The following is a 15,985-nucleotide window of genomic DNA, read 5'->3' as shown; positions in this document are numbered from 1 at the left end:
ACTCACGCAACACCGGCGGTCTGTGCCGTCCCGACGATTCTGACTGTCCTATCCGCGGCCGGCGGCGAGTTTCGGCGCCTCAGGAAGATTGTGTCCGCTCGCGGCGCTCGACAGGTTCCTATACGACCGACGACTCGTCGTCGTCGGGGTCCGTGAGATGTTCGAGACCCCAGTCGCGCATCGAGAAAATCACCGGTTCGAGCGACTGGCCGTGTTCCGTGAGCGAGTACTGCACCCGAACCGGTTTTTCGCTGATAATCTCGCGGTCGACGATTTGTTTCTCTTCGAGGTCGTCGAGGCTACTCGAGAGGACTTTGCTCGAAATACCGTCCACCTCCGTTTTGAGGTCGTTGAACCCGCTCGGTCCGTGTTCGAGCAGTCGATGAATGATTACGGGGTGCCACTTCTTGCTGAGGAGCGACGCCGTCGACGTCACCGGGCACCAGTCCTCACCGGCACACCACACTTCGAGTTGGGTGGCGGTAGATTCCCTCTCAGTATCGTCGCTCATGCTCGTTCCATACGGCCGGGGACGCTATAATAGTCACCCAGAGAAATCAGATAACGCAACGTAATTCGATATCGGCCCGGACGATACCCGGCGCGTCGTCAGACGAGGCGGAGTCCATTGTCGCTCGTTAGTTATCTACAAGCACCAATAATTTCATTCTAACTAACATCTACTGTCGCCGTGTGGCTCGGGAGGACACGAGTACACTCACCGAGGGAATTTCTTCACGACGCGTTACCAACCCGAAAACAGGTTGTCGATGCGCGGGCGTGCCTCCCGTGGGTCACGGCGTACTGGCCGACGCCGACCATCGTCCGTGCTCTCCGGATGTATCTCGTGCTCGGCCGAACTGCCACGCGAAGCGGTAGTCGATGTCTGACTTGGCTGGGATTTTAACCCTTGGAGGGAGACAGTTGACCCATGCCACGAACGGTCGAACTCAGCGACGAACTCGCAGACCGGCTGGAGAACCACCGCGCCGAGGACGAATCGGTTGAGGAGTTCATCGAGGAACTCGTGAACATCTACGAGCAGGAAGGCCGGTTCACCGACTCCGGCCTGTAGGCGTCACTTCTCGAAGATAGCTCCCGACTCGCCGACGGCGACGTGTGGGTGACCGAGGGCGACGCCGTGAAGCGTCGTCGCCGTCGGCGTCGACACCTGCCACCCGTCGGCGTGTCCCATCTCCTCGCCCGGATAGTGGGCGATAGTTCCGTTCGCGCCGACGGCGTGGATACAGCCGCAGGTGCAGACGGTCACGTCGTTGAGCGCCGCCTCCGTCACGTCGGTGGCGCTCCAGCCGTCGCCGGTTCGCTCGTGAACTCGCGTTCCGACGACGTGAGCGTCGTCGGCCCCGTGGGCGTCGACTGCGGCGAGGTGGTCGTCGGTGTCGAGGCCGGCGCGTCGCCAGTCGGTCCCGGTCGTCGTCTCGAAGGCCTGCCCGTTCCCGTCGACGAGGACGCCACTCGTTTCCCCGTAGCAGTGGATATCGTGAATCGTCGCGCCCGAACCGGGGGTCAGATGCGTCCACGACCCGCCGCCGTCGCGCGAGACGTGGACCGACCCCGAGGCGTCGGCGACGTAGACGGTCGGCTCGTCGCCCGACCCCGCAACCGAGAGCGCGGTGAAGGTGTCCGTCACGTCGTCCGGCGCCGTGTGGTCGGTGAGTTCGTCGGCGTCGACGTCGTACTCGCCGAGGGCGCCGCTCGCGCCGGCCATCCAGAGGCGGGCGCCGTCGTCGGTCACGCCGAGCGCCCGGAGGTTGTTGCCGTTCCCGCTGGGGCCGTTGCGTCGGACGACCGTCCACCCGTCGTTCGTTCGCTGGAGGACGATGCCGTTGCTCCCGGCGGCGAACTGCGTGGACGCCGCCTTCGTAGCGGCGTAGAGGGCGCGACTGGTCGGCGTCTGCACGCGCGTCCAGCGGTGTTCGGTCATCGACGCGAGGCGGTCGACCACTCCGCCCACGCCGAGTGCGAACACGGCGCCGCCCTGCAGGTAGGACCGGCGATTCACCATCGATTCAAAATTAGGGCGTCGGACGGAAGAAAACCAAGCCTAGTCGACGACCAACCGTGGCTCGTCGTCGTCGCGAGCGACCCGGAGCCCGAGTTCGTCGACGACGGTGGCCGTATGCACCGGGACGGCGCGCTCGGCGCCGACGCGCGCGTTCAGGATGGGGAGGGCGTCGAGGAGGTCGGTGCCCGTCTCGACGACGGGTTGGACCGGGAGGAAGTCGACCTCCTCGCCAACGTCTCGCCCGCGGGCGGTCAGCGTCTCCAGTGCGGGGTCGGCAAAGGCGTCCGTGAAGTCGATGGGCTCGGTGAAGCCCGCGTAGTACGCCCGGCCGCGAGTCGAGGTGCCGAGGACGACTGCAGAGCGCCGGAGCTTCATCGCCGCGTTGTCGATGAGCGGGCGCGTGAGGAAGGGAATCGTCGGCTCGACGACGGCCGCGGAGTTGACCGCCTCCTCGCGAAGGAGGTGCGTGACGGTGTTGCCGGCGCGCGCGTCGACCGACGACCCGACCTGTGGCTCGAACCGGACGTCGTCGAGGTCTTCGAGCGCCGACGCCGCGACGGCTCGCACCGCCGCCTCGGACGCCGTCTCCGTGACGTGGTCGTCGGGGAGCATATCGTCGGGGCGGTAGTTGACGAGCAAGTCGCCGCCGGAGCGGTCGACGGCGACGAGGATGTCTTTCAGGACGGCCTCGTACCACTGCGCGGCCGCGGCCTCGCTCAGTGGGCTGGTCGCGGCGAGTTCGGTGGCGACGAGGCCCGTCCGCGGCGGGTCTGCCAGGACGGCGATGGTGGTCATATCTTCGCTCGTGGCGGCGCGCCCTTGAACGCGCCGGTCCGGCGGAGAGTCAGTCGTGCGCGCCGCTCCGGCCCTTGGTCTGCCGGTAGTCTCGCCCCAACACGGACTCGGCGAGATGTTCGATGAACGCCTCGGTCTCGGCGTCGGTCTGTTCGTCGAGAGCGCGCATCGGCACGAGTTCGAAGCCGCGGCCCCGAATCGTCGTGGCGTGGGACTCGGCGGCGTCGAGCGTCTCGGGGTCGCGCGTCGTGTGTTCGACGGCGACGCCGCGAAGCGCCGTCGTGCCGACGGGGACGATAATCTCCGGGTTTATCATCCGGAGGTCGGCGGTGAGATAGGGGTCGCAGGTGGTTATCTCCTCGTCGGTCGGGCCGCGGTCCGGATGCCGACAGCGAGTGAGGTAGGTGAGGTAGGCGTTGTCGAGTTCCGGTCGCTCGGCGTCGGGCGACGAGTTCGAAAAGCCTAGCTCGCCGAGGATACGCTGGAGGCGGCGGCCGGCCTCGTCGCCGGTGAAGGGGATGCCGGTTCGGTCCGCGCCGGGGCCGGGTCGGCCGCCGACGAACAGGAACTCCGCGCCCGCGTCGCCGTACCCGTGGACGACGTTCGTGCGCGCGTCACAGAGGTCGGTGCAGTTCTGGCAGTCGGTGTCCATGCCGAACGGGTTCTCGGGAGACTCCTGTGCTGGGTCCACGTGCTCACTTCGACCCTCCGCGCACAAAAGCAGTCGGACAGCGTCAGGTTTCCGAGACGCGCCGACGGTTGACGATGCCAACGTGGTTGGCCACGTCTTCGGTGACGACGCGGAAGGCGTCGGCCGTCGCGTTGTCGTCTGTCAGCACCATCGGCTCGCCGCCGGTTCGAATCTCGGGGTCGAGGGGGACGCCACCGAGATACGGGACGTCGGTGGCCTCGGCGAGCGCCTGTCCCCCGCCGGAGCCGAACACGTCGTGTTGGCTCCCACAATCCGGGCAGACGAACGAACTCATGTTCTCGACGAGACCGAGGACGTTCGTGTCGTGCCGGCCGAACATCTCGACGCCTTTCCGCGCGTCGTCGATGGCCACCTCCTCGGGCGTCGTGACGATGACCGCACCGGTCAGGGGGAGCGTCTGGAGGATGGTGAGTTGAGTGTCGCCCGTGCCGGGCGGCAGGTCGAGAACGAGATAGTCGAGTTCGCCCCACTCCACGTCGTCGACGAGTTGGGTGAGCACCTGATGGACCATCGGTCCCCGCCAGATGACGGGGTCGTCTTCGCCGACGAGATAGCCCATGCTAATGTGTTTCACGCCGTGGCGCTCCGGCGGAATGATGGTGTCGTCCTCGGTGGTCGTCGGCGACTCCTCGGAGCCGAGCATCTGGGGGACGTTGGGGCCGTAGACGTCGGTGTCGAACAGGCCGACGCGCGCGCCGAGTTTCGAGAGGCCGGCGGCGAGGTTGACGGCGACGGTCGATTTCCCGACGCCGCCCTTGCCCGAGGCGACGGCGACGATGTTTTTCACGCCGGGCAACACGTCGTCGTCGCGGAGGGCGGTCGGCTGTTTCGCCGTGAGTTCGGCCTCCAATCCGGCCTCGGCGAGTGCCTCCCGGACGTCCGTGGCGATGTCGCGTTCGGTCGGCGCGTAGGGGGCGCCGAGGGCGAGCGACACCTTCGCGACGCCGTCCTCGACGGCGACGGCGTTGACCAGCCCGAGCGACACGATGTCGTCGCCGAGGTCCGGGTCCTCGACCCGGCCGAGAACCGCCCGTACGTCGGCTTCGTCCATGTCTCAGGGTGGGTGTGAGGCGCGGATAAGGGTTTTGTCACACCCAAGCGAGGCAGTGTTCAGATAAGCGGATGCATTTGGGACCACCTCGAAAGCCCCGACTCGCTGGAGTCGGGAGCCTCGCTGTGCTCCTCGGCCTTCGGCCTGCGGTGCTTGCGTCGGCTTCCTTCCTCCAGCGAGTCGCCCCTTTCAGTCCCGCCCGGCGGCAGCCGGTCAGCCAGTCGACGCGGGCGGGACTGAAAGGGGCCGGTGTCTCGGCGTGCCCGGACGACGCAAGCACCGCAACGGAGTGAGGAGCGCAGCGAGTCCCGGGAGCCGAGACACCGGGGGCTTTCGAGGTGTTTTCAGTTCGAGCGCGCTAATCTGAACACTATCCCCAAGCGAACCCGAACGAGTCAACGTTGTGGGACGAAGCGTAATGATATACGGTTACTCCGCCGGGTCTGAATGGCGCGAATTTAAGCGTCTTCGAGCGGAGAGTCAGGTAGAATGCTGGAGGACGATTTCGGTCGAGAGGTGACTGGGGTGCGGGTGTCGCTCACCGACCGCTGTAACTTCGACTGTGTCTACTGTCACAACGAGGGGCTCGGTGACACGCGCGGTCCGATGGAGGCACAGGACGACGAGATGTCCGCCGACGACATCGTTCGGTTTCTGGAGGTCGCGGCGGAGTACGGCGTCGACAGCGTGAAGTTCACGGGCGGGGAGCCGATGCTCCGCGACGACCTAGAGGAGATAATCCGCCGGACGCCGGATTCGATGGAGGTGTCGATGACGACGAACGGCACCTATCTGCCCGGCCGGGCACAGGATTTGGTCGACGCCGGCCTCGAACGCGTCAACGTCTCGCAGGACGCCCTCGACCCCGAGGAGTTCGCAGAAATCACGAAGTCGGGCGCGTACGACAAGGTGATGGAGGGCGTGGAGGCGGCGCTGGATGCCGGCCTCGACCCGGTGAAGCTCAATATGGTCGTGTTCGAGCACACGGCGGGCTACGTCGAGGGGATGGTCAACCACGTCGCCGAGAACGACGGCCTCCAACTCCAACTCATCGAGTACATGCCCGAACTGACGGGCAAGCCGGAGTGGAACATCGACATCCAGCGCGTCCACGACTGGCTGGCCGACATGGCGGACGAGGTGGAACACCGCGAGATGCACGACCGGAAACGCTACTGGGTCAACGGCGGGATGGTCGAAATCGTCGACCCCGTGGAGAACCCGACGTTCTGTGCCAACTGCCACCGCGTCCGCGTCACTCACGAGGGTTATCTGAAGGGCTGTCTCAACCGCAACGACGACCTGCGGTCGATGGGTGACATGACCCGCGACGAAATCCGCGAGGCGTTCGAAACCACCGTCGCCAACCGCGTCCCCTACTACGGCGAGTATATGGTGAAAAACGACGACGGCGAGTGGGAGATAAACGAGGAGTACATCGGCGCGCCGACGGCGTAGGCGGCTTCTTTTTCGACCGGCGCTCTGCGAGAGCGCCCCACGCCGCTCTCCCTTTCGTGATGTTTAAGTACTGCCCCCGGGTTCATTCGGATGCATGCTGCAGGGGCGTTCGGCCCCGAGTCCGCAAGGGCGACAATACAGAACGCACGTGTTGCGGTAGCCAAGCCTGGCCCAAGGCGCAGGGTTGCTAACTCTGTGGCGTCAAGCCTCCGGGGTTCGAATCCCCGCCGCAACGCTGGCACCCACATATCCATGAGTGCAGAAGAACCACAGGACGGCTCCCCCGAGGACGACGAAGACCTTCGGTACTTCGTCCGAATCGGACAGACCGACCTCGACGGTACGAAAGCTGTCGAGCGGAGCCTCACCGACATGAACGGAATCGGCAAGCGCACGGCGCGCATCGTCGCCGACGCGGCAGACGTGGACCGAACCGCCACGTTCGGCCGACTCGACGACGACGAAATCGACCGCGTAATCGAGGTTGTGGAGAACTTCGCCGACGAAGTCCCCGAGTGGATGGTCAACCGGCGAAACGACTTCTACACCGGCGAGAGCGACCACATCGTCGGCTCCAGCCTCAGTCAGACGCGCACGCAGGACGTCAATCGCATGAAGATGATTGATTCCTACCGTGGCGTCCGACACAAGCGCGGACAGAAGGTGCGCGGCCAGCGGACGAAGTCCACCGGCCGTACCGAAGGCACCATCGGCGTCAACGTCGAGGCCATCAAGGAAGACATGGCCGAAGAAGAAGCGGCCGAGGAGGAGTAACCAATGAGCACCGGCAAGAACACCAAGTTCTACGAGACGCCGAATCACCCCTACCAGGGCGAGCGCATCGCCGAGGAGGCCGACCTCCTCGGGCGCTACGGCCTGAAGAACAAAGAGGAACTCTGGCGCGCACAGTCCGAACTGCGGTCGATGCGCCGCGAGGCGCGACGACTGCTGGGCAACGCTCAGGGTGACGTCGAGGTTGCCGCCGAGGCAGGCTCCGAGTTCGTCGCTCGGCTCCAGCGTCTCGGCATCCTCGGCGGTGAGGACGACATCAGTGACGTCCTCTCGCTGGAAGTGACGGACCTGCTCGAGCGCCGTCTCCAGACGGTCGTCTACCGGAAGGGGCTGGCACACACGCCCCAGCAGGCTCGACAGTTCGTCAGTCACGGCCACATCACGGTCGACGGCGCCCGCGTGCAGACGCCGTCGAAGAAAGTGGAGGCCGACGAGCAGAGCTCCGTCGAGTTCGACGAGACGAGTCCGCTCGCGGACGACCTCCACCCCGAACGCGCGGAGGGTCAAGAATGAGTGCCGAAGAGCAAGAGAGCAAGTGGGGCATCGCTCACGTCCACGCGTCGTTCAACAACACGCTCATCACCATCACGGACCAGACCGGGGCCGAAACCCTCGCGAAGTCCAGCGGTGGGACGGTCGTGAAACAGAACCGCGACGAAGCGTCGCCGTACGCCGCCATGCAGATGGCCGAAGTCGTGGCCGAGGAAGCCATCGCCGCAGGCGTCGAGGGCGTCCACGTCCGCGTCCGCGGCCCCGGTGGCAACGGCAACAAGTCGCCCGGGCCCGGCGCTCAGGCGACGATTCGCGCACTCGCTCGTGCCGGTCTGGAAATCGGTCGCATCGAGGACGTGACCCCGATTCCGCACGACGGCACGCGAGCGCCCAAAAACAGCCGCCTCTAACATCATGGTAGCCGACTTCGAGGTCGAGTTCATCGAACGCGACGACCGGAACGCCCGGTTCCTAGTCCGGGGTGTGACGCCGGCGTTCGCCAACGGCATTCGCCGGGCGATGATAGCCGACGTCCCGACGTTCTCCATCGACACCGTCAGGTTCGTGGAGAACTCCTCGGTCATGTTCGACGAGATGATTGGGCTTCGACTGGGGCTGGTGCCGCTGACGACCCCCCTCGACGACTTCGAGGTGGGCGACGAAGTGACGCTGGCACTCGACGTCGAGGGGCCGGCGACGGCGTACTCGGGCGACATCGAGACGTCCGACGACCTCGTCCAGCCAGCCGACGACAACATCCCGATTATCGAACTCAAAGAGCAGCAGCGAATCGAACTCGAGGCGGACGCCGTGCTGGACCGTGGCCGCGACCACGCCAAACATCAGGGCGGCGTGGCCGTCGGCTACCGCCATCTCCAGCGCGTCGAGGTTGTCGACGACGCTGGCGAGTTCGACGAACAGGAGCCGAACATCCTTCGCGGGGTCATCGAGACTGAGGACGGCGAACTCGTCGCGACAAGCGAGTTCGACCACGACCTCACGAACCGCTACCCCGGCAAGGAACTGGAGATTCATGACGTGCCCGACGCGTTCGTCTTCCACGTGGAGACGGACGGGTCGTTCAGCGTCGAGGAACTGGTCACGCGCGCCGTCGAGTCCATCGGCGACCGCGCGGCGGAACTGGAAACCAAAGTCGCAGTTTAGGACCCCAATGCCCCGACACACCACCACATCGACGCTCGCGGCGGTCGCGAGCGACGCTGCTCGCGTCTTCCGGCCGACCGGCGGCCCGGGGACCGAAAGTGGTTTGAAGGGGCGACCGATACTGCGCTATGCGTGCAGGGATAGCCAAGTCAGGCCAACGGCGCAGCGTTCAGGGCGCTGTCCCATAGGGGTCCGCAGGTTCAAATCCTGCTCCCTGCACTCCTTTCTGGAGGAAGACAATGAGTAAAACGAATCCGAGACTCAATAGTCTCATCGCCGAGTTGAAGGCGGTTTCCCGCGAGTCTGGTGCTGGAGTGTGGCAGGACATCGCAGACCGCCTGGAGAAGCCACGGCGCACCCACGCAGAGGTCAACCTCGGGCAGATTGAACGGTACGCCCGAGAGGACGAAACCGTCGTCGTGCCCGGCAAGGTGCTGGGTAGTGGTGTGCTCGAAAAGAACGTCACCGTCGCCGCTGTCGACTTCTCGTCGACGGCCCGGACGAAAATCGAACAGGTTGGCGACGCCGAACAGCTGGAACAGGTTGCCGAACGAAACCCCGAAGGGTCTAACGTGCGGGTGATTCGATGAGTCTCGCAGAGTTCGACGCCGACGTCGTCGTTGACGCCCGCGACTGCATCATGGGCCGTGTCGCGAGCGAAGTGGCCCAGTCCGCGCTCGACGGCGAGCGCGTGGCTATCATCAATGCCGAGGACGCGGTCATCACGGGCAACGCCGAGTCCACGATGGAGACCTACCGCAAGCGTGCGAATCTGGGCTCCGACAGTGGACCGTATTACCCCAAGCGGCCGGACCGCATCTTCAAGCGGGCCGTCCGCGGCATGGTCCCGTACAAGAAGCCGCGCGGGCGCGAGGCGTTCGAGAACGTCCGCGTCTACGTCGGCAACCCCTTCGACGAGGACGGCGAGGTTCTCGACGGAACGTCGCTGGACCGGCTCTCGAACATCAAATTCGTCTCCCTCGGAGACGTCTCCAAAGAACTGGGTGCGAACGTCACATGGTAACTAACACGAGCGGCAAGAAGAAGACGGCCGTCGCCCGCGCCACGGTGCGCGAGGGTGAGGGTCGCGTTCGAATCAACTCTCGGCCCGTCGAACTGGTCGAACCGGAGCTGTCGAAGCTGAAGATGCTGGAGCCGTTCCGCATCGCCGGCGACGACCTCCGCGACACCGTCGACATCGACGTGAGCGTCTCCGGCGGCGGCTTCGCCGGACAGGCAGACGCCGTCCGAACGGCCATCGCTCGCGGGCTGGTGCAGCACCACAACGATGCCGAACTCCGCGACGCGTTCATGGAGTTCGACCGGTCGCTGCTGGTCAACGACGTCCGGCAGTCCGAACCCAAGAAGTGGGGCGGTCCCGGTGCGCGGGCCCGTTACCAGAAGTCCTACCGCTGAGGTGATACACCCATGATGATTCCAGTCCGGTGTTTCACGTGCGGGAAAGTCATCGGCGAGCACTGGGAGGAGTACCAGGCTCGACTCGACGACGGCGAGGACCCAGCGAAGGTGCTCGATGACCTCGACGTGACCCGGCACTGCTGTCGACGGATGTTCGTCTCGCACAAGGACCTGGTCGACGTGGTCTCTCCCTACCAATGAGTCAGGGACGCTACAACCGCTACGAGAAGGCACGCATCCTCGGGGCGCGAGCCCTGCAGGTGTCGTACGGCGCACCGGTCCTCGTCGAGACGGACCAGAGTGAGCCGATTCTCGTCGCGGCAGAGGAGTACGACGCCGGTGTGCTCCCCTTCACGGTGAGGCGGGAGGGCAAATGACGCTGATTCGCTCGGTGAGTCTGCGTCGCATCCTCGACTCTCGGGGGAACCCGACCGTCGAGGCCGACGTGTTGACCGAGTCGGGCGGCTTCGGCCGCGCGGCCGCACCGAGCGGCGCCTCGACCGGCGAGTACGAGGCCATCGAACTTCCGACGGGCGAGGCAATCGCCGCCGCTCGGCAACACGCCATCCCCCGACTCGTCGGCGAGGTGCACGCGGGCAACCAGCGCGACGTCGACGCCGCCCTGCACGGCGCAGACGGCACCGACGACTTCTCGACCATCGGGGCCAACAGCGCTGTCGCCATCTCCATGGCCGCGGCGAAAGCCGGCGCCGACGTGCTGGGTGCGCCGCTCTTCCAACATCTCGGCGGCACCTTCCGCGGCGACAACTTCCCGATTCCGCTCGGGAACGTCGTCGGCGGCGGTGAACACGCCAAGGAGGCGACCCACATTCAGGAGTTCTTGGCCGCCCCCGTCGGCGCACCGAGCGTCTCGGAGGCCGTCTTCGCCAACGCCGCAGTTCACGAGCGCATCGGCGAACTGCTCGACGAGCGTGGCGTTCCGGCCGGCAAGGGCGACGAAGGCGCGTGGGCGCCCGCCGTCGACGACGCGGCGGCGTTCGAAATCGTCGCGGAGGCGACGGCGGACGTGGCCGACGACGTGGGCTTCGACATCGGTGTCGGTCTCGACGTGGCCGCCTCGGAACTGTACGACCCCGAGGATGAGGTCTATCGCTACGGCGACGTGGAGCGGACGCCCGCGGAGCAGGTCGACTACATGGCCGACCTGATTCGGGAGTACGACCTCGCGTACGTCGAGGACCCGGTCGAGGAGAACGGCTTCGACGGCTTCGCCGACCTGACGGAACGGGTGGGCGACCGGACGGTGCTCTGCGGTGACGACCTGTTCGTCACCAACGTCGAGCGCCTGCAACGCGGTATCGACGAGGGGGCGGGCAACGCCATCCTCGTCAAACCCAACCAAATCGGGACGCTGAGCGACGCCGTGGACGCGGTGGAGCTTGCGACCCGAAACGGACTGGACGCCGTCGTCTCGCATCGCTCGGGTGAAACCGAGGACGCGACGATTGCACACCTCGCCGTGGCGACCGACGCCCCGTTCATCAAGACGGGCACCGTCGGTGGCGAGCGAACTGCCAAACTCAACGAACTCATCCGCATCGCGGAGGACGCTGTATGACTGACAACGATAACGAACTCGAAACCCCGGACGGCGAGGAGGCGGCCGACGAGGACGCCCCTGCCGAGACCGCGGAGGAACCGACCGCCGAGGCGGCCGAGGAGGCGGCCGAGGCAGAGCCAGAAACCGACGAGGCAGCCGACGAGGAGGCCGGGTCGCCGTTCGACGAGAACGTCATGCCCGACGACGAGGCAGACCTGCTCATCCCCGTCGAGGACTACCTCGGCGCCGGTGTCCACATCGGGACCCAGCAGAAGACCGACGACATGGGGCGGTTCATCCACCGCGTCCGTGACGACGGTCTGTACGTGCTGGACGTGAGCCAGACCGACCAGCGCATCCGCACCGCTGCGGACTTCCTCGCGAACTACTCGCCCGAGCAGGTCCTCGTGACCTCCTCGCGCCAGTACGGCCGCTTCCCGGCCGAGAAGTTCGCGGAAGCCATCGGCGCTCGCGCTCGCACCGGGCGATTCATCCCGGGCACGCTGACCAACCCCGACTACGACGGCTACATCGAGCCGGACGTGCTGGTCGTCACCGACCCCATCGGTGACTCGCAGGCGGTCAAAGAGGCCATCACGGTCGGCATCCCCGTCATCGCCATGTGCGACTCGAACAACCAGCTCAGCAACGTCGACCTCGTCATCCCGACGAACAACAAGGGTCGACGCGCCCTGTCGGTCGTCTACTGGCTGCTGGCCAACGAGACGCTCGACCGCCGCGGCGCCGAACCCGGCTACGCCCTCGAAGACTTCGAGGCCGGCATCTAAGGGTCGACGAACGTTTTGGGCTCATCAGGGTCGCGAGCCACAGCCGTCGCCTGCGCGGAAGCGTTTTCAGTCGCTGTCGACACGACTCGGTATGGACCTGTTTCGCAGCGTCCGGACCGTCACCAACGCGTCGGGCGACGGCCACGTCGACTGGGCCGCCGTCGCCGATGCCGCCAAGGCCAGCACGGCGGCTGGCTCGCTCGACCTGAGCGACGCCGAGCGGTCGGGCTATGCGACCGACGTTCGCGACGCCCGTGACCGACTTCGCTCGCTCGGCGACGTCGCGTTCGACCTTCCAGACACGGTCGAGATTCAGAACCGCCATCACTGGATAGACGCCAACGTCGACACCTTCCGGCGGGTGATGGCGCCCGTCGAGCGAGACGGGCCGCAGGCGCTTTTCCCCGGCGTCAGCCGCGTCGTCAACACGGGGACGCTCTCTTTCATGCTCGCGTTTCTCGGCCGGAACGTCCTCGGGCAGTACGACCCGCTGTTGCTCGCGGAGGCCGACGACCGGGACCACGCCCTCTACTTCGTCCACCCGAATATCGTCAGGGTCGCTGACGAACTCGACGTGTCGTACCCGCGGTTCCGACGCTGGATTGCCTTCCACGAGGTGTCTCACGCCGCCGAGTTCGGCGCCGCGCCGTGGCTCTCGGACTACCTCGAAACCCGAGTGGAACGTGGCATCGACGCCCTCGTCGCGGGCGACATCGACCGCGAGGCGTTCGCGGAACTCGATACGGCGATGACGGCCGTCGAGGGCTACGCCGAACTCCTGATGGACCGGGCGTTCGACGACGACTACGCCGACCTGCGGGCGAAACTCGACGCCCGCCGACAGGGTGGCGGGCCGGTGGCGCGACTCGCCCGCAGGCTCCTCGGACTGGGCCTGAAGCGACGGCAGTACGAGCGCGGTGCGGACTTCTTCCACGCCGTCGCCGACGCGCGCGGACTGGCGGGCGCGAGCGTGGTGTGGGAGCGCCCCGAGAACCTGCCGACGGACGCCGAACTCGACGCGCCCGAGCAGTGGCTGGCGCGTGTCTAGCGGCTCTGGCGCCACTCGCGCCCAATGTGTCCGAGGTAGACGACGAGTATCGCGCCGACGAGACAGCCGGCAACGACGGCGAGTGCGGCCTGTTCGAGCGAGGCGCCGATGGCGAGGGAGACGAGGCCGCCGGAGACGCCGACGAGGGCGACGAACCCGCCTTTGAGCCGGCGGTTCGCCCGGCGGCGGTCCTCGTCGGTGATGCTCGGACCGACCATCAGTCCTCGACGTAGGGCGTGCTGACGTGCATGCCGGCGAAGACCCACTCGTCGCCGCGGCGTTCGAGTGTCCCGCTCCATCGCGTCGAGAGGGCGTACTCGTGGTCCGGCGTCGTCCACGACATGAACACCGAATCCGAGAAGTGGGCGTAGTCGTCGCGCTCGGTCACGCGAAGGTCCTGACTCTCGACGGTCCAGTTCTCGGTCGTCCGGGTCTGTTCGCGCAGCCCCTCGGCGACGGCGTCGTAGCCGACGAGTCGCTCGCCGACGCCGAACTTCACCACGTCCGGCCGCTCGGCGAAGTACGGGTACAGCGGTTCGCCGCGTCTGAGCGACTCGTAATACTCGCGAATCGTCGCCGCCGCGTTCATGTGCCAGCGAACAGGCCGGCGCGAGTTAACTGTTTTCAGGTGGCTCGCCGGTCGTCGGGTCGAGTGCCCGGCGGACCGTCGCGAAGCCGACGAAGCGCGGGACGCGCGCGGCGTAGCGCTCGTAGCGCTTCCCGAACTCGGCGCGGAGATGTGGCTCCTCGGCTCGGGGGAGGAGGAGGACCCAGCCGACGTGGACGGTCGCGAGCGCCGCCACGAGGGCGGAACCGACCGCGAGCGCGATGCCGGGCACGCCGACTATCATCCCGACGTACTGCGGGTTCCGCGTGTAGGCGTAGGGGCCGTCGGTGTAGAGTTCGCCAGTCACGCCCATCGTCTCCGCAGAGCGCATGGCCCGGGCGCCCCAGACGAAGACGGCTGTCCCGAGAAGCGCGAGGGCCACGCCCCCGACCCGAACGGGCGTCGCCAGTCCCCAGCCACCCCAGTCGAGCGCGGCGGTGAGAAGGAGTGCGACGTCGAAGACGCCGACACACGTCCAGTGGACGTAGTACGCGGCGGTGCGGTCACCGGGTGGCCACCACTCGTGGTCCGTCAGCAGGGTTCCGATGACGATGCCGTAGACGCCGGCGGCCGCCAGCAATCCGGCGGCGAAAGCGAGTTGCGTCGGTGTCATACAGTGGCTAATGGGGCCGACGTTCCGAGGGCGAACTGCCTCACGAGTGAGGGTTTTATTTATACGCTCGCAACGGTCAGGCGATGAAGTACGCGCGGCTACGCATCGACCACGCCGAGGAGGCGGTCCATCCGATGCACGCGTTCGAGATGCGTCACGACCGTATCGAGTGGGCGGAACTACTCCACTGGAACGTCTCCGCCGACGAGACGAACACGCAGGTCTTCCGGGTTCGGGGCGCGCCCGCCCCGTTTCGAGCGAAGTTAGAGGACCGCGACGCGACGGCGGCCTACAGCGTCACCGAGGCGGTCGACGGGGTTTTCTACTGTTGTGTTCGGGACCGGCTGACGGCCGCCGACCGGCGATACGTCGACGCCCTCGCACGGGGGACACTCGTGGTCGTCCCGCCCGTTCGCTTCGGGGCCGACGGGACGACGGACCTGACGCTCGTGGGGACGGCGGCGGACCTCGGCACCGCCGTCGACGGCTTTCCGGAGGAGATGGACGTGACGGTGCGCTCGGTCGGTCCCTATCGTCGCCGGGCCGGGTCGGCGGCGGCACGGCTCACCGACAGACAGCGCGAGGCAGTCAGCGCCGCCGTCGACTGTGGGTACTACGACACCCCGCGGTCGGGGTCGGTCGCGGACGTGGCCGCAGAACTGGGAATCGAGCCGGGCACGGCCGCCGAACACCTCCGGAAGGCGGAGGCGACGGTCATGCGTGACCTGCGTTAGTACAGGAGTTCGTCGTTGTTCTCGGCCATGTAGAGGGTGCGGGCGGCGATGTTGACCGCGTGGTCGCCCACTCGCTCCAAGTCGCGGATGGTGAGCAGGAGTCGGGAGACGTCCTGCATCAGCGTCTCCATCTCCTCGTCGTCGTCGAGGTCGTCGGCGAGGCGGTCGCTCTCGATGAGGTCGCGGACGACGAGTTCGCTCGCGGCTTCACACATCGCGTCCACCTCGTCGTCGCGGTCGGCGACGGCGTAACACGCCTCGACGTCCTCGTTCGCGTAGGCCTCCATCGCATCTTGGAGCATGTCGAGGGTCGTTCGCCCGATGCGCTGCATGTCGACGTCGGGGAAGAGGTCGCGCTGGGCGTCCAGCGTGTAGCCACCGAGGTTGACCGCGAGGTCACCGATGCGTTCGAGGTCGGTGATAATCTTGAACGACGCGGCGATAAAGCGCAGGTCGCTCGCGACGGGTTGCTGAAGGGCAATCAGGTCGACACACTCACCCTCCAGTTCGAGATACATCTCGTTGACCTCGTCGTCGCCTTCGATAACGTCGCGGGCGAGTCGCTCGTCTTTCCGTTCGAGGGCGTCGAGCCCCGTCCGGAGCCGCTCGGCGACAACCTCACTCATGTAGAGAACGTCGTCGCGAAGCTCCTCCAGCGACGACTGATAATCCGTTCGCGCCATATCACTTGCTCGGTGGGACTGGCCTAAAACGTTGTCCCGTCG

24 protein-coding genes and 2 tRNA genes are annotated in these 15,985 nt (G+C 66.4%); 17 read left to right on the top strand and 9 right to left on the bottom strand.

Annotation, left to right across the window (positions count from 1 at the left end; translation table 11 throughout):
• Window positions 1-118: 118 nt before the first annotated feature.
• Window positions 119-511 (bottom strand): winged helix-turn-helix transcriptional regulator, encoded by a 393-nt coding sequence (locus ACQUSQ_RS03160; protein WP_435067046.1) that lies wholly within the window; start codon window positions 509-511, stop codon window positions 119-121.
• A 420-nt stretch (window positions 512-931) separates the two neighbouring features.
• Between ACQUSQ_RS03160 and ACQUSQ_RS03155 the strand changes: the two genes are divergently transcribed.
• Window positions 932-1,075, top strand: coding sequence for a DUF7557 family protein (locus tag ACQUSQ_RS03155; protein ID WP_435067045.1), 144 nt, complete (start codon window positions 932-934; stop codon window positions 1,073-1,075).
• A 3-nt stretch (window positions 1,076-1,078) separates the two neighbouring features.
• Here the strand turns inward: ACQUSQ_RS03155 and ACQUSQ_RS03150 are convergent, their stop codons facing one another.
• Genes ACQUSQ_RS03150 through ACQUSQ_RS03135 form a run of 4 tightly spaced genes read right to left on the bottom strand, consistent with a single transcriptional unit; the run spans window position 1,079 to window position 4,584 of the window.
• On the bottom strand, window positions 1,079-2,026 hold the full coding sequence (locus ACQUSQ_RS03150) for a hypothetical protein (protein ID WP_435067044.1): 948 nt from the start codon (window positions 2,024-2,026) through the stop codon (window positions 1,079-1,081).
• A 39-nt stretch (window positions 2,027-2,065) separates the two neighbouring features.
• On the bottom strand, window positions 2,066-2,821 hold the full coding sequence (locus tag ACQUSQ_RS03145; RefSeq protein ID WP_435067043.1) for a hypothetical protein: 756 nt from the start codon (window positions 2,819-2,821) through the stop codon (window positions 2,066-2,068).
• Between the two features lie 49 nt (window positions 2,822-2,870).
• Entirely contained in the window at window positions 2,871-3,512 is a 642-nt protein-coding gene (locus ACQUSQ_RS03140; RefSeq protein WP_435067042.1) for a uracil-DNA glycosylase, read from the bottom strand.
• Window positions 3,513-3,555: 43 nt separating this feature from the next.
• Window positions 3,556-4,584: an Mrp/NBP35 family ATP-binding protein gene (locus ACQUSQ_RS03135; protein WP_435067041.1), complete on the bottom strand. Its 1,029-nt coding sequence runs from the start codon at window positions 4,582-4,584 to the stop codon at window positions 3,556-3,558.
• A 489-nt stretch (window positions 4,585-5,073) separates the two neighbouring features.
• Between ACQUSQ_RS03135 and moaA the strand changes: the two genes are divergently transcribed.
• From moaA to ACQUSQ_RS03060, 15 genes are all read left to right on the top strand, one after another.
• Window positions 5,074-6,042, top strand: a complete 969-nt coding sequence (gene moaA, locus ACQUSQ_RS03130; protein ID WP_435067040.1) for a GTP 3',8-cyclase MoaA — start codon at window positions 5,074-5,076, stop codon at window positions 6,040-6,042.
• 150 nt (window positions 6,043-6,192) lie between these two features.
• Window positions 6,193-6,277 (top strand) — tRNA-Ser (locus ACQUSQ_RS03125).
• A gap of 17 nt (window positions 6,278-6,294) precedes the next feature.
• Window positions 6,295-6,816 (top strand): 30S ribosomal protein S13, encoded by a 522-nt coding sequence (locus ACQUSQ_RS03120; RefSeq protein ID WP_435067039.1) that lies wholly within the window; start codon window positions 6,295-6,297, stop codon window positions 6,814-6,816.
• A 3-nt stretch (window positions 6,817-6,819) separates the two neighbouring features.
• Entirely contained in the window at window positions 6,820-7,347 is a 528-nt protein-coding gene (locus ACQUSQ_RS03115) for a 30S ribosomal protein S4 (protein WP_435067038.1), read from the top strand.
• On the top strand, window positions 7,344-7,736 hold the full coding sequence (locus ACQUSQ_RS03110) for a 30S ribosomal protein S11 (RefSeq protein ID WP_092630734.1): 393 nt from the start codon (window positions 7,344-7,346) through the stop codon (window positions 7,734-7,736). The genes ACQUSQ_RS03115 and ACQUSQ_RS03110 overlap by 4 nt, the downstream gene beginning before the upstream one ends.
• A gap of 4 nt (window positions 7,737-7,740) precedes the next feature.
• Window positions 7,741-8,490 carry a DNA-directed RNA polymerase subunit D gene (locus ACQUSQ_RS03105; RefSeq protein WP_435067037.1) on the top strand — a complete coding sequence of 250 codons (750 nt, stop codon included), beginning with the start codon at window positions 7,741-7,743 and terminating at the stop codon, window positions 8,488-8,490.
• Window positions 8,491-8,624: 134 nt separating this feature from the next.
• Window positions 8,625-8,709: transfer RNA gene (locus ACQUSQ_RS03100), tRNA-Leu, on the top strand.
• A gap of 20 nt (window positions 8,710-8,729) precedes the next feature.
• Window positions 8,730-9,080 (top strand): 50S ribosomal protein L18e, encoded by a 351-nt coding sequence (locus ACQUSQ_RS03095; RefSeq protein ID WP_435067036.1) that lies wholly within the window; start codon window positions 8,730-8,732, stop codon window positions 9,078-9,080.
• The gene (locus tag ACQUSQ_RS03090) at window positions 9,077-9,514 is read left to right on the top strand and encodes a 50S ribosomal protein L13 (RefSeq protein ID WP_435067035.1); all 438 of its coding nucleotides are present in this window, start codon (window positions 9,077-9,079) and stop codon (window positions 9,512-9,514) included. Before ACQUSQ_RS03095 ends, ACQUSQ_RS03090 begins: the two co-directional genes overlap by 4 nt.
• Window positions 9,508-9,906, top strand: coding sequence for a 30S ribosomal protein S9 (locus ACQUSQ_RS03085; RefSeq protein ID WP_435067034.1), 399 nt, complete (start codon window positions 9,508-9,510; stop codon window positions 9,904-9,906). The genes ACQUSQ_RS03090 and ACQUSQ_RS03085 overlap by 7 nt, the downstream gene beginning before the upstream one ends.
• A 12-nt stretch (window positions 9,907-9,918) precedes the next feature.
• Complete coding sequence (locus tag ACQUSQ_RS03080) at window positions 9,919-10,110, top strand: DNA-directed RNA polymerase subunit N (RefSeq protein ID WP_435067033.1); 192 nt, start codon at window positions 9,919-9,921, stop codon at window positions 10,108-10,110.
• Window positions 10,107-10,286, top strand: coding sequence for a DNA-directed RNA polymerase subunit K (locus tag ACQUSQ_RS03075; protein WP_092630716.1), 180 nt, complete (start codon window positions 10,107-10,109; stop codon window positions 10,284-10,286). The genes ACQUSQ_RS03080 and ACQUSQ_RS03075 overlap by 4 nt, the downstream gene beginning before the upstream one ends.
• Window positions 10,283-11,488: a phosphopyruvate hydratase gene (gene eno, locus ACQUSQ_RS03070; protein WP_435067032.1), complete on the top strand. Its 1,206-nt coding sequence runs from the start codon at window positions 10,283-10,285 to the stop codon at window positions 11,486-11,488. Before ACQUSQ_RS03075 ends, eno begins: the two co-directional genes overlap by 4 nt.
• Window positions 11,485-12,258: a 30S ribosomal protein S2 gene (rpsB, locus tag ACQUSQ_RS03065; protein ID WP_435067031.1), complete on the top strand. Its 774-nt coding sequence runs from the start codon at window positions 11,485-11,487 to the stop codon at window positions 12,256-12,258. Before eno ends, rpsB begins: the two co-directional genes overlap by 4 nt.
• Before the next feature lie 91 nt (window positions 12,259-12,349).
• Window positions 12,350-13,306 carry a zinc-dependent metalloprotease gene (locus ACQUSQ_RS03060; protein WP_435067030.1) on the top strand — a complete coding sequence of 319 codons (957 nt, stop codon included), beginning with the start codon at window positions 12,350-12,352 and terminating at the stop codon, window positions 13,304-13,306.
• Here ACQUSQ_RS03060 and ACQUSQ_RS03055 read toward each other — a convergent pair.
• The 3 genes from ACQUSQ_RS03055 to ACQUSQ_RS03045 are packed head-to-tail and all read right to left on the bottom strand — an operon-like array spanning window position 13,303 to window position 14,526.
• Complete coding sequence (locus tag ACQUSQ_RS03055; RefSeq protein WP_435067029.1) at window positions 13,303-13,524, bottom strand: hypothetical protein; 222 nt, start codon at window positions 13,522-13,524, stop codon at window positions 13,303-13,305. The two genes, ACQUSQ_RS03060 and ACQUSQ_RS03055, sit on opposite strands and share 4 nt — an antisense overlap.
• Window positions 13,524-13,895 carry a nuclear transport factor 2 family protein gene (locus ACQUSQ_RS03050; protein ID WP_435067028.1) on the bottom strand — a complete coding sequence of 124 codons (372 nt, stop codon included), beginning with the start codon at window positions 13,893-13,895 and terminating at the stop codon, window positions 13,524-13,526. The genes ACQUSQ_RS03055 and ACQUSQ_RS03050 overlap by 1 nt, the downstream gene beginning before the upstream one ends.
• 25 nt (window positions 13,896-13,920) lie before the next feature.
• Window positions 13,921-14,526 (bottom strand): methyltransferase family protein, encoded by a 606-nt coding sequence (locus tag ACQUSQ_RS03045; protein ID WP_435067027.1) that lies wholly within the window; start codon window positions 14,524-14,526, stop codon window positions 13,921-13,923.
• A gap of 83 nt (window positions 14,527-14,609) precedes the next feature.
• Here ACQUSQ_RS03045 and ACQUSQ_RS03040 point away from each other — a divergent pair, with 83 nt between their 5' ends.
• Window positions 14,610-15,260: a helix-turn-helix domain-containing protein gene (locus ACQUSQ_RS03040; RefSeq protein ID WP_435067026.1), complete on the top strand. Its 651-nt coding sequence runs from the start codon at window positions 14,610-14,612 to the stop codon at window positions 15,258-15,260.
• On the opposite strand, the gene phoU is transcribed toward ACQUSQ_RS03040, so the two are convergent.
• Complete coding sequence (gene phoU / locus ACQUSQ_RS03035; protein WP_435067025.1) at window positions 15,257-15,943, bottom strand: phosphate signaling complex protein PhoU; 687 nt, start codon at window positions 15,941-15,943, stop codon at window positions 15,257-15,259. The genes ACQUSQ_RS03040 and phoU overlap by 4 nt on opposite strands.
• Window positions 15,944-15,985: the final 42 nt, after the last annotated feature.

It is taken from the genome of Haloplanus sp. C73, assembly GCF_051195115.1.
Classification (GTDB): Archaea; Halobacteriota; Halobacteria; order Halobacteriales; family Haloferacaceae; genus Haloplanus.
This window is presented reverse-complemented; position numbering and strand designations above follow the sequence as displayed.

Bases quoted from the DNA above. Each gene is read 5' to 3' on its own strand.
- ACQUSQ_RS03145 (WP_435067043.1), bottom strand. From the start codon at position 2,821: ATGACCACCATCGCCGTCCTGGCAGACCCGCCGCGGACGGGCCTCGTC.
- phoU (WP_435067025.1), bottom strand. From the start codon at position 15,943: ATGGCGCGAACGGATTATCAGTCGTCGCTGGAGGAGCTTCGCGACGAC.
- ACQUSQ_RS03150 (WP_435067044.1), bottom strand. From the start codon at position 2,026: ATGGTGAATCGCCGGTCCTACCTGCAGGGCGGCGCCGTGTTCGCACTC.
- ACQUSQ_RS03135 (WP_435067041.1), bottom strand. From the start codon at position 4,584: ATGGACGAAGCCGACGTACGGGCGGTTCTCGGCCGGGTCGAGGACCCG.
- ACQUSQ_RS03110 (WP_092630734.1), top strand. From the start codon at position 7,344: ATGAGTGCCGAAGAGCAAGAGAGCAAGTGGGGCATCGCTCACGTCCAC.
- ACQUSQ_RS03045 (WP_435067027.1), bottom strand. From the start codon at position 14,526: ATGACACCGACGCAACTCGCTTTCGCCGCCGGATTGCTGGCGGCCGCC.
- ACQUSQ_RS03160 (WP_435067046.1), bottom strand. From the start codon at position 511: ATGAGCGACGATACTGAGAGGGAATCTACCGCCACCCAACTCGAAGTG.
- ACQUSQ_RS03090 (WP_435067035.1), top strand. From the start codon at position 9,077: ATGAGTCTCGCAGAGTTCGACGCCGACGTCGTCGTTGACGCCCGCGAC.
- ACQUSQ_RS03095 (WP_435067036.1), top strand. From the start codon at position 8,730: ATGAGTAAAACGAATCCGAGACTCAATAGTCTCATCGCCGAGTTGAAG.
- moaA (WP_435067040.1), top strand. From the start codon at position 5,074: ATGCTGGAGGACGATTTCGGTCGAGAGGTGACTGGGGTGCGGGTGTCG.
- rpsB (WP_435067031.1), top strand. From the start codon at position 11,485: ATGACTGACAACGATAACGAACTCGAAACCCCGGACGGCGAGGAGGCG.
- ACQUSQ_RS03055 (WP_435067029.1), bottom strand. From the start codon at position 13,524: ATGGTCGGTCCGAGCATCACCGACGAGGACCGCCGCCGGGCGAACCGC.
- ACQUSQ_RS03105 (WP_435067037.1), top strand. From the start codon at position 7,741: ATGGTAGCCGACTTCGAGGTCGAGTTCATCGAACGCGACGACCGGAAC.
- ACQUSQ_RS03115 (WP_435067038.1), top strand. From the start codon at position 6,820: ATGAGCACCGGCAAGAACACCAAGTTCTACGAGACGCCGAATCACCCC.
- ACQUSQ_RS03080 (WP_435067033.1), top strand. From the start codon at position 9,919: ATGATGATTCCAGTCCGGTGTTTCACGTGCGGGAAAGTCATCGGCGAG.
- ACQUSQ_RS03060 (WP_435067030.1), top strand. From the start codon at position 12,350: ATGGACCTGTTTCGCAGCGTCCGGACCGTCACCAACGCGTCGGGCGAC.
- ACQUSQ_RS03085 (WP_435067034.1), top strand. From the start codon at position 9,508: ATGGTAACTAACACGAGCGGCAAGAAGAAGACGGCCGTCGCCCGCGCC.
- ACQUSQ_RS03155 (WP_435067045.1), top strand. From the start codon at position 932: ATGCCACGAACGGTCGAACTCAGCGACGAACTCGCAGACCGGCTGGAG.
- ACQUSQ_RS03075 (WP_092630716.1), top strand. From the start codon at position 10,107: ATGAGTCAGGGACGCTACAACCGCTACGAGAAGGCACGCATCCTCGGG.
- ACQUSQ_RS03120 (WP_435067039.1), top strand. From the start codon at position 6,295: ATGAGTGCAGAAGAACCACAGGACGGCTCCCCCGAGGACGACGAAGAC.
- ACQUSQ_RS03040 (WP_435067026.1), top strand. From the start codon at position 14,610: ATGAAGTACGCGCGGCTACGCATCGACCACGCCGAGGAGGCGGTCCAT.
- eno (WP_435067032.1), top strand. From the start codon at position 10,283: ATGACGCTGATTCGCTCGGTGAGTCTGCGTCGCATCCTCGACTCTCGG.
- ACQUSQ_RS03050 (WP_435067028.1), bottom strand. From the start codon at position 13,895: ATGAACGCGGCGGCGACGATTCGCGAGTATTACGAGTCGCTCAGACGC.